General features: G+C 38.0%; 17 protein-coding genes and 1 other annotated feature. All 17 genes read left to right on the top strand.

The window, feature by feature from the left end; translation table 11 throughout:
- The first annotated feature begins 55 nt into the window (after positions 1-55).
- The 17 genes from NST93_RS06470 (at position 56) to pyrE (ending at position 14,957) form a co-directional block, all read left to right on the top strand.
- Complete coding sequence (locus NST93_RS06470; protein WP_405102351.1) at positions 56-316, top strand: YlmC/YmxH family sporulation protein; 261 nt, start codon at positions 56-58, stop codon at positions 314-316.
- Between the two features lie 77 nt (positions 317-393).
- A complete protein-coding gene (gene pgeF / locus NST93_RS06465) occupies positions 394-1,200 on the top strand; it encodes a peptidoglycan editing factor PgeF (RefSeq protein WP_405102349.1) in 807 nt (268 codons plus the stop codon).
- Positions 1,201-1,226: 26 nt separating this feature from the next.
- Positions 1,227-1,898: a YggS family pyridoxal phosphate-dependent enzyme gene (locus tag NST93_RS06460; protein WP_405102347.1), complete on the top strand. Its 672-nt coding sequence runs from the start codon at positions 1,227-1,229 to the stop codon at positions 1,896-1,898.
- A 30-nt stretch (positions 1,899-1,928) separates the two neighbouring features.
- Positions 1,929-2,348 (top strand): cell division protein SepF, encoded by a 420-nt coding sequence (locus tag NST93_RS06455; RefSeq protein ID WP_405102345.1) that lies wholly within the window; start codon positions 1,929-1,931, stop codon positions 2,346-2,348.
- An 18-nt stretch (positions 2,349-2,366) separates the two neighbouring features.
- Positions 2,367-2,633, top strand: a complete 267-nt coding sequence (locus NST93_RS06450) for a YggT family protein (protein WP_405102343.1) — start codon at positions 2,367-2,369, stop codon at positions 2,631-2,633.
- A gap of 42 nt (positions 2,634-2,675) precedes the next feature.
- A complete protein-coding gene (locus NST93_RS06445) occupies positions 2,676-3,452 on the top strand; it encodes an RNA-binding protein (protein ID WP_405102341.1) in 777 nt (258 codons plus the stop codon).
- Between the two features lie 99 nt (positions 3,453-3,551).
- Complete coding sequence (locus NST93_RS06440; RefSeq protein ID WP_405102339.1) at positions 3,552-4,055, top strand: DivIVA domain-containing protein; 504 nt, start codon at positions 3,552-3,554, stop codon at positions 4,053-4,055.
- Between the two features lie 55 nt (positions 4,056-4,110).
- Positions 4,111-4,331, top strand: a binding site (T-box leader).
- Positions 4,332-4,421: 90 nt separating this feature from the next.
- Positions 4,422-7,172 carry an isoleucine--tRNA ligase gene (gene ileS / locus NST93_RS06435; RefSeq protein ID WP_405102337.1) on the top strand — a complete coding sequence of 917 codons (2,751 nt, stop codon included), beginning with the start codon at positions 4,422-4,424 and terminating at the stop codon, positions 7,170-7,172.
- Between the two features lie 265 nt (positions 7,173-7,437).
- Positions 7,438-7,917 carry a signal peptidase II gene (lspA, locus tag NST93_RS06430; RefSeq protein WP_405102335.1) on the top strand — a complete coding sequence of 160 codons (480 nt, stop codon included), beginning with the start codon at positions 7,438-7,440 and terminating at the stop codon, positions 7,915-7,917.
- On the top strand, positions 7,914-8,825 hold the full coding sequence (locus NST93_RS06425) for an RluA family pseudouridine synthase (RefSeq protein ID WP_405102333.1): 912 nt from the start codon (positions 7,914-7,916) through the stop codon (positions 8,823-8,825). Before lspA ends, NST93_RS06425 begins: the two co-directional genes overlap by 4 nt.
- Positions 8,826-9,015: 190 nt before the next feature.
- Positions 9,016-9,558 (top strand): bifunctional pyr operon transcriptional regulator/uracil phosphoribosyltransferase PyrR, encoded by a 543-nt coding sequence (gene pyrR, locus NST93_RS06420; RefSeq protein ID WP_405102331.1) that lies wholly within the window; start codon positions 9,016-9,018, stop codon positions 9,556-9,558.
- A gap of 198 nt (positions 9,559-9,756) precedes the next feature.
- Positions 9,757-10,680, top strand: coding sequence for an aspartate carbamoyltransferase catalytic subunit (locus NST93_RS06415; RefSeq protein WP_405102329.1), 924 nt, complete (start codon positions 9,757-9,759; stop codon positions 10,678-10,680).
- Entirely contained in the window at positions 10,637-11,914 is a 1,278-nt protein-coding gene (locus tag NST93_RS06410) for a dihydroorotase (protein ID WP_405102327.1), read from the top strand. Before NST93_RS06415 ends, NST93_RS06410 begins: the two co-directional genes overlap by 44 nt.
- Positions 11,915-11,967: 53 nt before the next feature.
- Positions 11,968-12,723, top strand: a complete 756-nt coding sequence (locus tag NST93_RS06405) for a dihydroorotate dehydrogenase electron transfer subunit (protein WP_405102325.1) — start codon at positions 11,968-11,970, stop codon at positions 12,721-12,723.
- Positions 12,723-13,634 carry a dihydroorotate dehydrogenase gene (locus NST93_RS06400; protein ID WP_405103778.1) on the top strand — a complete coding sequence of 304 codons (912 nt, stop codon included), beginning with the start codon at positions 12,723-12,725 and terminating at the stop codon, positions 13,632-13,634. Before NST93_RS06405 ends, NST93_RS06400 begins: the two co-directional genes overlap by 1 nt.
- Positions 13,631-14,338 (top strand): orotidine-5'-phosphate decarboxylase, encoded by a 708-nt coding sequence (gene pyrF, locus NST93_RS06395; protein ID WP_405102323.1) that lies wholly within the window; start codon positions 13,631-13,633, stop codon positions 14,336-14,338. The genes NST93_RS06400 and pyrF overlap by 4 nt, the downstream gene beginning before the upstream one ends.
- A complete protein-coding gene (pyrE, locus tag NST93_RS06390) occupies positions 14,328-14,957 on the top strand; it encodes an orotate phosphoribosyltransferase (protein ID WP_405102321.1) in 630 nt (209 codons plus the stop codon). The genes pyrF and pyrE overlap by 11 nt, the downstream gene beginning before the upstream one ends.
- Positions 14,958-14,987 lie beyond the last annotated feature (30 nt).

The raw sequence follows: 14,987 nt of genomic DNA, 5'->3' as shown, positions 1-14,987 counted from the left end.
CAATGAAAGTCTCTGGGAATTGTACATATAGTTAATAAGAGGGGTGGGGATAAAAATGATTCGGTTATCCGAACTGCAAGTGAAGGAAGTAATTTCCATTGTGGATGGTCGCCGTCTGGGATTTATCATCGATTTGGATATTGATGTGAAAACAGGTAAGATTATCGCCTTAATATTAGCTGATCAAGAAAATAAGAGTCATATGTTTGGAAAAACAGAAGAAATTCGTGTGCTTTGGCAGCAAATTTTGCGGATTGGATCAGACGTTATCCTGGTAAAGGAGGCGTATGATCAGCGTACATTGATGCTTCCATAGACGGATTCATCATAATAGGTTAAATTGAAGACAAAATATGATAAAATAAAACAAATACAAAGGAGGTAGACTTAACGATGGAAGCCTTTCTAAAAAATAATGAATCATTTCTTGAATTGTCAAAATGGCAACAGCGATCATCAGAACTAATCGTTGGGTTTACTACAAGAAATGGTGGAGTAAGCAAGAATGTGTTTTCTAGTTTTAATTGCGGACTTCATGTATATGATGAAGAGACAGATGTTTTAAATAATAGAAATAAACTCGCGGGTCTGGTTGATATGCCACTATCTAACTGGATAGCAGGAGAGCAAGTTCATGATACACAGGTAATGCTTGTCAATCGGAAAGATTCTGGAAGCGGGTCCGCTTCAATGGAGACCGCTCTAAAGGGAATTGACGGAATTTTAACGAAAGAAACAGGGGTCTTGCTTACAGCATTTTTTGCTGACTGTATCCCGCTATATTTCTTTGATCCTGTAGACAAAATCATTGGAATTGCCCATGCCGGCTGGAAGGGAACAGTTGGTGGCATTGCAAACGAAATGGTTCTGGCCTTTAAGAAACAAGGCTCTAAATTAGAGAACATCCTAGTTGCAATTGGTCCGGGTATCTCTCAAAAACATTATGAAGTTGATATGCGTGTTTATAATGCAATTGACGGAAGATATCGCGAAAAAGTATTGGTTCCTATCGAAAAGAATCGTTTTTTATTAGATTTAAAGAAACTAAATAATGAAATGCTTTTACAATCCGGGATATTACGGCATAATATAGATGTTACAAATTTTTGTACTTATGAGGATGAAGCACTCTTTTATTCTTATCGGCGTGACCAAGGGAAAACTGGAAGGATGCTTGGTTTCATAGGTTTTCGGGAATAATAATCTGAAGGAGCATGAAATTTAAAATGGCTGTCGCAACAAATTTAGCAGAGATTAATAAGCAAATAGAAACATCATGTGAAAAAAGTAATCGAAATTCTGATGAAATAACATTAATTGCTGTAACGAAATATGTTACAATTGAACGAAATCAGGAAATTCTTGATGCTGGAATTAAACATTTTGGTGAAAATCGCAATGAAGGTTTTTTGGAAAAATACAAGCATTTTGGTGATCAGGCGAAATGGCATTTTATTGGCACCTTACAAACTAGAAAAGTAAAAGATATTATTGATAAAGTAGATATGATTCATTCTTTGGATCGATTGTCTCTGGCGAAAGAAATAAATAAACGTGCAGATTCACCAGTAGATTGCTTTTTGCAGGTAAACGTGAGCGGAGAAGAAACAAAACACGGCCTGAATATAGAGGAAGTGCCTGCTTTTATTGAACAAATAAAGCAATATGACAAGGTAAGAGTTGTTGGCTTGATGACAATGGCACCGCATGTCGAAGATCAGACATTAATACGGAATGTGTTTAGAAAGCTTGCAGAGCTGCGCGATGAAATGAAAGCGAGAAAATTAGATTACGCTCCATGTGAGTTTCTTTCGATGGGGATGAGCAATGATTTCGAAATTGCAATTGAAGAAGGTGCCACACATATTCGAGTTGGCTCAAAATTAGTAAAATCATAAACCTACCCATGAATAGAAGAGGTGAAGAGAATGAGTTTCAAAAATAAAATTAAAAACTACTTTACAATGGACGATGAGTATGAATATGAGTATATTGAAGAAGAAAGTTTACCTGAAAAAGTAAAACCAAAACAAAAAAATACACAAAACGTCGTTAATCTCCAAGGAGTACCGCAACCTATGCAAAAAGTGGTACTATGCGAACCGAGATCATATGGTGAGGCGCAGGAAATAGCGGATAATATTGTTAATAAGCGTGCTGTAGTAATTAATCTGCAAAGAATTGACAACCATCAGGCAAAACGGATTGTAGATTTCTTAAGCGGAACAGTTTATGCTGTTAATGGCGATATTCAAAAGCTTGGTGCTGAAACGTTTCTCTGTACACCAGATAATGTCGATGTTACTGGTTCTATTTCAGAGACGTACCATGGAGAAGATGAATTTTAAAAAGGAAGGTAATAATGGATGTTGCAACTTTTGAATATTTTACTTTTTGCATTTCAGATTTATAGTTTCGGATTAATCATTTATATATTCATGTCCTGGTTCCCGGGAGCGCGTGAATCTTCATTTGGAATGCTGCTCACAAAAATTTGTGAGCCATACTTGGAAATCTTTAGAAGGTTTATTCCGCCATTAGGAATGATAGACCTTTCGCCAATTGTAGCTATTTTTGTCCTTCAGTTAGCTCGTACAGGCTTAATAACGTTTTTCCGAATGTTTTTATTATAAACCTTTCTACATTGTAATATTGAGTAAAAAAGGAAGAGTAAAATGGAAATATATCAGCATTTTCGCAAGGAAGAGCAGCCTTTTATCGATCAGGTGCTTTCTTGGAAAGAACAGGTGGAAGGTTCGTATATTGCTCGCTTGACAGACTTTCTGGACCCACGTGAACAGCAGATTGTGGCAATGATTATTGGTGAAAACAACGCAGATTTGAAGTTGTACGCTTCAGGTGCATCAGAATTTGCAGAGAGAAAAAGAATGCTTATTGCCCCTTATTATGAAGAAATCACAGAAGAAAGCTATCAAATTACTCTTTTGGAAGCAGCTTATCATGAAAAATTTATCACTCTCGAGCATCGCGATGTTATGGGAGCATTTCTTTCGCAAGGAATAAAACGTGATAAGCTTGGAGATATCATTGTTGGAAATGGACGATTGCAAATTATTTTAGCGGATGAGATTTCTCAATATGTAATAATGAATCTTACATCAGTAAAACATGCGAAGATTAAGCTGCAAGAGATACCATTATCCAATTTAGTAATACAGAGGCCTAATTGGGTGGAATCGACAAAAACAGTTTCTTCCATGCGTCTGGATGCATTATTAAAGGAAATTTATCATATTTCCCGAAAAGATGCACAGGTTGCTATTGAAAAATTGCAAGTAAAAGTAAATCACAAAGTAGTCCAAGACAATAAATTTCAATTGCAGGAAGGTGATCTGCTTTCCTTAAGAGGAAAAGGAAGAAGTAAACTACTGCATATTGATGGTCAAACCCGTAAAGAAAAATGGCGGGTTACAACTGCGATTTTACAATAATCTTCTTTTTTAAAGGGTTTTTACATTTATTGTCGAATAAATTAGAGTATAGATAATAATCGATTTTGAATTTTACTATTCATTGAGGAGGTGGCCAGTGTGCCATTAACACCATTAGATATTCATAATAAAGAGTTCTCGAATAAATTTCGTGGATACGACGAGGATGAGGTAAACGAATTCCTTGATCAGGTTGTTAAAGATTATGAGATTGTCATTCGGGACAAGAAAAGCCTGGAAGAGAAGGTAGAACAGCTTGAAGAAAAACTTGGGCATTTTACTAATATTGAAGAAACATTAAACAAATCGATTTTAGTTGCTCAAGAAACTGCAGAAGAAGTGAGAGGCAATGCAACAAAGGAATCGAAATTAATTATTAAAGAGGCAGAGAAAAACGCCGACCGTATTATTAATGAGGCATTAAGTAAATCTCGTCGGATTTCGATGGATGTTGAGGAATTAAAGAAACAAGCAAAAGTATTCCGTACACGTTTGAAAATGCTCGTTGAAGCTCAGCTTGAAATGGTTGAAACAGAAGATTGGGAAGAACTGTTTAACACTGAAATTGGCGATGAGGAAGAATTATTGAAAAATAACGCGTAGACCTTGACGCCGATTGAAATTTTACATATAATTCATACATGCAAAGCTTAAAACTGTAAATACATTGACGGAGACAGTATAAAAGCATTATTTCTAAATAGCGAATCAGGGAATGGTGGAAGCCTGGTAGAGTAAACTTTTAGAATATCACTCCTGACGTATCCATTACGAAGTAAAAGTAATAATGGACGGTTCGTCACCGTTACCTGACTTTGAGTGAATTTAAGTATTTTTTAAATTTATAAGGGTGGTACCGCGAGTCTTCTCGTCCCTTTCCAGGGATGGAGAGGGCTTTTTTTATACTTTAATGTACTAAAAGAAGCTTTTTATCAGTAATAAAATTGATTATAGAAGGAGGAAGCGCAAATGGATTATAAAGATACTTTGCTAATGCCAAAAACAGATTTTCCAATGCGTGGAAATTTACCAAATAAAGAACCAAAAAGACAAGAACAATGGGAAGAAGAAAATATTTATGAAAAAGTATTAGATCGTACAAAAGGACGCCCATTATTTATCTTGCATGATGGACCGCCATATGCAAATGGTGACCTTCATATTGGTCATGCTTTAAACAAAATTTTGAAGGACTTCATTGTTCGTTATAAATCAATGACTGGTTATCATGCACCATATATACCTGGCTGGGATACGCATGGTTTACCGATTGAAACGGCATTAACTAAGAAAAAGAAAATTAAGCGAAAAGAAATGCCAATCGCAGAATTTAGAAAGCTTTGTGCGGAATATGCACTGCAGCAAGTAAATAATCAGCGTGAACAATTTAAAGCATTAGGTGTCCGGGCTGATTGGGACAACCCATATATCACACTTACAAAGGATTATGAAGCTGCACAAATTAAAGTATTTGGTGAAATGGCGAAGAAAGGCTATATCTATAAAGGATTAAAACCAGTATATTGGTCACCTTCTTCAGAGTCGGCATTAGCTGAAGCTGAAATTGAATATTATGATAAACGCTCTCCATCGATTTATGTTGCTTTTGAAGTAACAGATGGAAAGGATATTCTTGAAGGTGGAGAAAAAATCGTTATCTGGACAACAACACCTTGGACAATTCCAGCGAATCTTGGAATCAGCCTACATCCAGATTTAGAGTATATTGTAGTTAAGGTTAATGACGAAAAGTTTGTTCTGGCAAAAGCATTGCTTGAAGCTGTTTCTGAAGAGTTAGGATGGGAAAATCCGGAGGTTGTCAAGCAATTTAAAGGGCAGCAAGCTGACCGTGTGATTGCAAAACATCCATTCTATGACAGAGATTCCATTGTAATGCTGGGGGAACATGTTACAACTGATGCAGGTACTGGCTGTGTTCATACTGCGCCTGGACATGGGGAAGATGACTTCTTTGTTTCTCAAAAGTATGGATTAGAAGCATTATCTCCTGTTGATGATAAAGGAGTGTTTACAGATGAAGCTCCTGGCTTTGAAGGGATTTTCTATGATACTGCAAATAAAACAGTTACGGAAAAACTTGAAGAAACTGGCGCATTATTAAAGCTCGATTTCATTACACACTCTTACCCACATGATTGGCGTACAAAGAAACCGACAATTTTCCGTGCAACTCCGCAATGGTTTGCATCAATTAAAGATTTCCGCAGTGAGATTCTTGATGAAATCAAAGAGGTACATTGGTACCCTAATTGGGGAGAGACTAGATTATATAACATGGTGCGTGACCGTGAAGACTGGGTAATCTCAAGACAGCGTACATGGGGTGTGCCAATTCCAGTATTCTATGGTGAAGATGGCGAACCAATTATTACAGAAGAAACAGTTAATCATGTTTCTGACTTATTCAGAGAGCATGGCTCAAACATCTGGTTTGAAAGAGAAGCAAAAGATTTACTTCCTAAAGGCTTTACTTCAGAACATAGTCCAAATGGCATGTTTACGAAAGAAACAGATATTATGGACGTATGGTTCGATTCTGGTTCTTCTCATGAGGCTGTATTGATGAATCGTGAAGATCATGTCCGTCCCGCCGATATTTATTTAGAGGGAAGTGACCAGTATCGTGGCTGGTTTAACTCATCATTATCAACAGCAGTTGCTGTGACAGGGAAAGCACCATATAAATCCGTAATCAGTCATGGTTTCGTGTTGGATGGGAATGGTCGCAAGATGAGTAAATCTCTGGGAAATGTTATTGTACCAAGCAAGGTGCAAAAACAGCTCGGTTCAGATATTTTGCGTTTATGGGTAGCTTCTGTTGATTATCAAGCAGACGTGAGAATTTCGGACGATATTTTAAAACAAACATCTGAAGCATATCGTAAAATCAGGAACACATTCCGCTTTATGCTTGCGAACCTTGCCGATTTTGATCCTGTCAAACATCGTGTACCAGAAGAAGAAATGGAAGAAGTCGATCTATACATGCTTCATCGTCTGCAAGAGGTGTTGGCAGCTTCCCGTGAAGATTATGAAGGATATGAGTTTTCACCAATTTTCCATCAGATTCATAATTTCTGTTCTGTAGATTTGAGCTCATTCTATTTAGACTTCGGAAAAGATGTTCTCTATATTGAAAGTCCAGATAACAAGCGCCGTCGCAGCATTCAGACTGCTTATTATGAAATTCTTGTTACATTGGTTAAATTGCTTACACCGATTATCCCGCATACAACTGAAGAAGTGTGGGAGTATATTCCTGGTGTGAAGGAAGACAGTGTACAGTTAACCGACATCCCAGAACCAAGAAAAATTACTGGTTTAGATTTGGAAAAATGGAATCACTTTATGAAAGTTCGTGATGATGTTCTTAAAGCACTTGAAGAAGCAAGAAACGAAAAGTTAATTGGAAAACCATTAGAGGCAAAAGTAACCTTAGTGCCTCATGAAGAGGAAACAAGAGAAGTTCTTCAATCAATCGCACATTTACATCAATTCCTGATTGTTTCTGGAGCAGACGTGGTAGATGCAAATCCAGATGCTAAGGAATATAAATATGTAGATGTACTTGTTGAAAAACATTCAGGCGAAAAATGTGAACGCTGCTGGGTCTCATCCGACACTGTTGGTCAAGATGCCGAGCATCCAACATTATGCACACGCTGTGCTGATGTCGTAAAAGAACATTATCAAGCATAAAAAAAAGCTGCTCCCACTCTAAATAAGGAGCAGCTTTTCTTTTGCAAAACACCTTTACACTTTCACAAGCACGAAATCTTCGTTAAAACCGAAAAATACAGAGCCATACTTCCAGCTTCCTTCTTTTAATGGCTGACATCGATACGTACAATGAGAAGAAGGTGATAATTTATATAGTGCTTCTTCTTGTAATTCAATACTTGAAAGTATAAGATAAATAAAGATTATATATTTGATATGAAGCAGGTTAATCGGAGGAGCATAAATGTTAAGATATTATCTTGTCGCACTTATCGTCATTCTAATCGATCAATTTACAAAATGGCTTGTCGTTGCCAATATGGAAATTGGTCAAAGAATACCAATAATTGAAGACTTTTTCTATCTCACCTCACACCGGAACAGTGGTGCAGCGTGGGGAATATTACAAGGTCAGATGTTTTTCTTCTATATCATAACGATGATTGTAATTGTTGTTATCGTTTATTACATGCAGAGATACGCTAAGAACAATACACTTCTAGCAATTTCACTAAGCCTGCTCTTGGGTGGAGCTATTGGAAACTTTATTGACCGCCTCTTCAGGCAGGAAGTAGTTGATTTTGCCAGCTTTATATTTGGAAATTATCATTTTCCAATTTTTAATGTTGCTGATTCTGCATTAACCATCGGTGTTATTCTTGTTATTATCGCAACTATTTTGGAAGAAAGAAATGAAAAAAGGAAGGAAAGAGCAAAGAAATGAGTTCTTTTTATCAGAAAGTAACTGAAGAACAAAATAAACAAAGAATTGATAAGCTGCTTGCAGAAATCAATCCGGACATTTCCAGATCACAAATCCAAACATGGATAGAAGATGGTTATGTTCAAGTGAATAAAGCAAAAGTTAAAGCAAATTACAAGTGTCAGACAGGTGATGAAATTGAGTGGCAGATTCCCGAAGTAAAGCCATTGGAAATCGAAGCTGAAAACATCCCGCTTGATATTATTTATGAGGATAGTGATTTGCTTGTAATTAACAAGCCGCGGGGGATGGTAGTCCATCCATCAGCAGGACATGGCTCAGGCACATTGGTGAATGCATTATTATACCATTGCAATGATTTATCGGGCATACATGGTGTAGAGCGGCCTGGCATTGTTCACCGTATTGATAAGGATACGAGTGGCCTTTTAATCGTAGCCAAAAATGATCAGGCGCATATTGGATTATCTGAGCAGCTTGCGAAAAGAGAAGTAGAGCGTAAATACATTGCGCTCGTACATGGAGAAATTCCGCATGAATCTGGAATGGTGGATGCTCCGATTGGAAGAGATCCGAAAAATAGACAGCGGATGGCTGTTGTAGATAATGGTAAATCGGCAATCACTCATTTTCGAGTCTTGAATCGATTTCCTGATTATACCTATATTGAATGTAAGCTGGAAACAGGCCGTACACATCAAATACGTGTACACATGCGGTATATTGATTTTCCATTAGTTGGTGATCCGCTTTATGGACCAAGAAAAACGATGGAGCTTGGTGGACAAGCACTGCATGCGAAGTCAGTAGGATTTATGCATCCGATTAAAAATGAATGGATGCATTTTGAATCAGAGATACCAGCATATTTTGCTGAAGCACTAAAAACAATTGAAAAAATGTATTGACACAGAAGATATATTTTGAAATAATGAATAACAATATCATACCTTTAATTATAGTCCTGTGAGACTGCAAAGGGAGAATACTGAAATTAAACACTGTTCGTATGTTCAAATCCCTTTTCTCACAATAAGAAGAGGGATTTTTATTATGGCTGTTCATAGTAGGATGTCACAATATTGGAGGAAGCAGAATATGAAAAAAAAAGCAGTAGTACTTGATCATTCGGCTATGAACCGGGCATTGACCCGCATGGCACATGAAATATTAGAGAAGAATAAAGGTGCAGAAGATCTTGTTCTTGTGGGAATTAAAACACGCGGTGTACCATTAGCGAACAGACTTCAGGAAAAGATTAGACAGATTGAAAATACCACAGTCCCAATAGGTGAACTGGATATTACTTTATACCGTGATGATTTGGAAAAAGCTACAGAAAATGATGAACCAGAATTGAAAGCAACAAGTATTAATATTGAAATTACAGGGAAACTTGTTGTTTTAGTTGATGATGTTTTATTCACTGGAAGAACAGTTAGAGCAGCGATGGATGCCGTAATTGACATTGGCAGACCTTCCCAAATTCAGCTTGGTGTTCTGATAGATCGCGGTCACCGTGAGCTGCCGATTCGTGCAGACTATGTTGGAAAGAATATTCCAACCTCTGATAAAGAAATTATTGTTGTAGCTTTAGATGAAATTGATGAAGATGATCAAGTTTCGATTTATGAAAAATAAACAGATAAACTTTTAATTAAATCCAGAGAGATTTAAAAGGTTGTAATCCACATGTGCTTAAGCAATTATATGCTTAAGCTGCATGGCTATCTTCTTACATCCTTTTGTAAGAAGATTTTTTTATGCAGAATAATTACAGCCGTTTCATGGAACAACCACCAAAATATTAAACCTATTAAGGAAAGTGGAGGTAGAATGATGAAACATTTTATATCTGTAGACCAATTATCCAATGAACAGATCTTATCACTATTGAAAACAGCTGAGGATTACAGGAATAGCAATTTCGAAATGAAGGTACCGGTTTTTGCAGCTAATTTATTCTTTGAACCAAGCACTAGAACGAAAATGAGCTTTGTTGTAGCAGAGCGGAGACTGGGATTAGATAATCTTGATTTTCACGCAGGGAATTCAAGTGTGTTGAAAGGAGAATCTTTATATGATACTGCAAAAACCTTCGAAGCTATCGGAGCAAACTTGCTAGTCATTCGTCATGAATCAGATACCTGGTATGAAGATCTCGAAGGCAAGCTATCTATTCCGGTTATTAATGCAGGAGCTGGCGCCGCGGAGCATCCAACACAAACAATGCTTGATTTACTGACAATCTATCAAGAATTTGGAAGAATTAAAGATTTAAAGATTGTAATTGCTGGAGATATTAAGCATAGTCGTGTAGCCCGTTCCAATGCAATCGCTTTACAAAAATTAGGAGCAAAGGTCTATCTGAGTGCAGTACCAGGATTTGAAAGAGAAACACTGGATTTTCCTTATCTGCCTATGGATGAAGCTGTGGAAGTATGTGATGTTGTTATGCTGCTCCGTGTGCAGCATGAAAGACACGATTATTCCGTAGGCATGCAGGATTACTTGCCAGCTTATGGATTATCGAAAGAGCGAGAGAAAAGATTGAAGAAGCATGCAATTATTATGCATCCTGCGCCAATAAATCGCGGGATAGAAATAGATACAAATCTTGTTGAGTGCAAGAAGTCACGTATTTTTAAGCAAATGGAAAATGGGGTATACGTGCGTATGGCAATTATTACAGAGTTATTAAAAAACTGGGGGATTATTAATGAAAACACGATTAATAAATGTCAAACGATTATCAGCAACTGATGAATTGATAGATTGTGAAATTTTAATTGAAGGACAAAAGATTACTGAAATAGCGGAAAAAGTCAATCAAGCTGCAGATGATGTGATTGACTGTAAAGGAAACTTGGTGCTGCCAGGATTTATCGATGTTCATATCCATTTGCGGGAGCCAGGTGGAGAACAGAAAGAAACGATAAAAACAGGAACATTAGCGGCGGCACGTGGCGGCTTTACAACAGTTTGTGCAATGCCAAACACGAACCCTGTTCCTGACACGGCAGATACACTTTCAAATTTACTAGAAAAGATCAGAGAAGACGCAGTAGTAAGGGTGCTTCCATATGCTTCAATTACCAAAGGCTTGTCTGGAGCTGAACGCACAGATATTAACAGTTTAACAGAAGCTGGAGCCTTTGCCTTTACAGATGATGGTGTTGGTATACAAACAGCAGATTCTATGCTAAAGGCTATGCAGGACGCTGCAGCAGCTGGAAAATCAATTGTTGCGCATTGTGAGGACAATACAATTATCTATGGTGGTGTTGTCCATGATGGTGAAATCAGTCAACGGCTAGATTTACCAGGTCTGCCATCAATCAGTGAATCCGTGCAAATAGCTAGAGATGTTCTATTAGCCGAGAAAGCAGGCTGTCACTATCATGTATGTCATGTGAGTACAAAGGAGTCTGTACGGGTTATCCGTGATGCTAAGCGAGCAGGCATTCATGTAACTGCTGAAGTAACTCCGCATCATTTATTGCTGAATGAAGCAGATATTAAAGATGCCGATGCTGATTTTAAAATGAATCCTCCTCTAAGAACAAAGGAAGACCAGACAGCATTATTTGAAGGACTTCTAGATGGAACAATTGATTTTATTGCAACTGACCATGCACCGCATACTGCAGAGGAAAAAGCAAAAGGCTTCTTACACGCACCCTTTGGAATTACCGGCTTAGAAACGGCATTCTCCCTGCTTTATACACATTTAGTGAAAGAGGGAAAAATGAGTTTGTCACAGCTGATTGATTACCTTGCCGTTAAACCAGCAGAAGTGTTTGACCTGCCATACGGTCATCTAACAAATAATAGAATCGCGGATCTTGTACTGGTTGATTTGGCAAAAGAAATAACCATCGACCGCAATCAATTTTACTCGAAAGGCAAAAATACACCATTCGATGGCTGGAAGGTTTATGGTGACCCAGTGCTGACAATGGTGGCTGGGAAAGTTGTTTATCGTAATCTTGCATAGTTTTTATTTAGCTTGTCAGATCTTCCATATTATTTAAAAAAGAGGTCGAAGTGATGATTCGAAAAGTAGAAATGGAAATTATTAATATGAAACAAATTGCGCTTGATACGTTTGAAATGGAGCTGCGGGAAGAATATATAACAAAGCATGCTTCTCCAGGCCAATTTATTTATATATCATTGCCTGGCTATACCTTAAGAAGACCAATATCGATTGCAGATATAAATAAAGAAAAAAGTGTATTAACTGTCTTGTTTAAAGTCTTAGGAAAAGGAACGGAAAAGCTCTCAGAATTTAAAAAGGGAATGACGCTGGACGTGATTGGGCCAAATGGGAATGGCTTTCCAGTTGAAGAGATGCGAGGTGAAACAGTTGTTCTCATTGGAGGTGGGATTGGCGTACCACCACTCTATTATCTTGGAAAGCAATTAAAGCATTTCGGCGCAACAGTTATTTCCGTATTGGGCTTTCAATCTAAGGAGCATGTTTTCTATGAAGATGCCTTTAGTCAAATAGGAGAAACAATTATCGTTACTGATGACGGTTCATATGGTAAGAAGGGGTTTGTAACAGATATACTTCCCGATCTTCCAGCTTTTGAAAGGTTTTATTCCTGTGGCCCGAAAGGCATGCTAAAGGCAGTAACAGAAAAGCTAGTAACCCATAACGGGTATATATCATTAGAGGAAAGAATGGGTTGCGGTATCGGTGCTTGTTCTGCTTGCATTATTCCGGCAAAAACAGAACAGGGTTATAAAAAGATTTGCCAGAGTGGTCCCGTATTTAAGGCAGAGGAGGTAATTTTATGATTGATCTAACCGTTCAATTACCAGGTCTCAATCTAAAAAATCCAGTCATGCCGGCCTCCGGCTGTTTTGGATTTGGCAGAGAATACAGCGAATTCTATGATTTAAGCAAGCTTGGTGCGGTTATGATGAAGGCAGCTACTGGGGAAAAGCGTTTAGGAAATCCAACTCCACGCGTTGCAGAAACTTCCAGTGGCATGCTTAATGCTATTGGACTGCAAAATCCTGGTGTGGATAAAATCATTGCGGAAGAAGTCCCATTTCTCGCAAAATATAATACTTCTATTATCGCCAATATTGCTGGCAGTACGATTGAGGAATATGAAACAGTTGCTGCCAAATTTAATCATCAGCCAAATGTTCATGCTTTGGAGCTTAATATATCCTGTCCTAATGTAAAAGAAGGCGGCATTCAATTTGGCACAGATCCATGTATGGCCAAGGAAGTGACTGCAAGAGTTGTTGCGGCGAGTGTAAAGCCTGTATATGTTAAACTGTCACCGAATGTGTCCGATATCACAGCAATGGCGAAAGCTGTTGAGGCGGCAGGTGCTGCTGGTTTGTCAATGATTAACACATTAACGGGCATGCGAATGGACTTAAAGGCACGCCGTCCCCTAATTGCAAATAAAACTGGAGGATTATCTGGTCCTGCAATTAAACCGGTTGCGATTCGAATGATTTATGAAGTGAGCCAGCAAGTTTCATTGCCGATTATAGGAATGGGTGGCATTGCCAATGCTGAGGATGTATTAGAATTTTTACTTGCTGGGGCAAATGCAGTGGCAATTGGTACAGAAAATTTCCGTAATCCATTTATTTTATCAGAAATTATCGATGAATTACCTGTTGTCTTAGAAAAATACGGTTTTCAATCTGTTGAAGAAGCAGTTGGAAAGGCGGTATTCATATGAAGAATCCAATTTATTTAGCGCTTGATTTTCCAGATGGACAGCAAGTGGAACAATTTCTTATTAGGAATGAACTTAGCGGTATTCCCGTGAAAGTAGGCATGGAATTATTTTATAGGGAAGGTCATCAGATTATCGAAAAGCTGAAGAAAAACAATCATCCAATCTTTCTCGATTTAAAACTCCATGATATTCCAACAACTGTGGAACGAGCGATGGAAAATCTAGCATCATTGGGAGTAGATATTGTTAATGTTCATGCACTTGGCGGCAGTGAAATGATAAAACGTGCAAAAGAGGGGTTGCTTCGGGGCGGAGCGTCAAATACGAAGCTGATCGCAGTAACGATTCTTACATCAATGAACGAAATAAGTATGAACGATGAATTACATATTCAAGGCAAGTTAAATGAACAAGTAACACATTTGGCTGCAATGTCCAAGAATAGTGGGGCTGATGGAGTCGTTTGTTCTGTGCATGAAGCAGGCCAAATAAAACAAGTTTGTGGAAAAGAATTTCTCACAGTAACTCCGGGAATTCGCCTAAAAGACTCAAGTGCAGATGATCAGCAGCGTATCGCTACACCAGAATTTGCAAAAGAAGCTGGTGCAGATAGGTTAGTTATCGGGAGAAGCATCACAAGAGCAAAAAAACCAAAGAAAGCTTATAAAACTGCATTAAGGGGGATGTTGGAAAATGGCTATTGAGCAGGAGATTATCCGTGATTTATTAAAAATTGAAGCTGTCCAGTTAAATCCAGAGAATTACTTTATATGGACCTCAGGGATAAAATCGCCAATATATTGCGACAATCGTTTAATTATGTCTTTTCCTGAACTGCGCAAGAAAATTATTAAAGGTTTTATCTCAATGATTAAAGAAAAAAATCTAATGCCTGATGTAATCGCTGGCTGTGCGACAGCAGGCATTCCACATGCTGCATGGTTGAGTGCAGAGCTGGATTTGCCAATGGTTTATGTGCGTTCCAAGCCCAAAGCCCATGGTAAGGGCAATCAGGTTGAAGGACAGTTGCAGCAAGGACAGCGTGTTTTAGTAATTGAGGATCTTATCTCAACTGGTGGTTCTTCGATTGATGCAGCACAGGCGCTTCAAGAGGCAGGGGCGAATGTAGTCGGCGTCTTAGCAATATTTTCTTATGGTCTTAAACAAGCAGAGGATAATTTTAACAATGCAGGTCATAGATTTGCAACAATTACTGATTTTGATAATCTATTAAATGAACTCGAAATTAAGAATGAAATCACTGCAAATGAAAAATATGAAATGCTTGCATGGAGAGAAGAGCTCGTTCAATCAATCAAGTAGAACCGGATTGCTGATATCAGCTTAAAATTC

Origin of the sequence: Oceanobacillus sp. FSL H7-0719, assembly GCF_045040795.1 — a bacterium.
Taxonomy (GTDB): domain Bacteria; phylum Bacillota; class Bacilli; order Bacillales; family Amphibacillaceae; genus Oceanobacillus.
The sequence above is the reverse complement of the archived record's forward strand: the minus strand, read 5'-3'. Positions and strand labels throughout refer to the sequence as shown.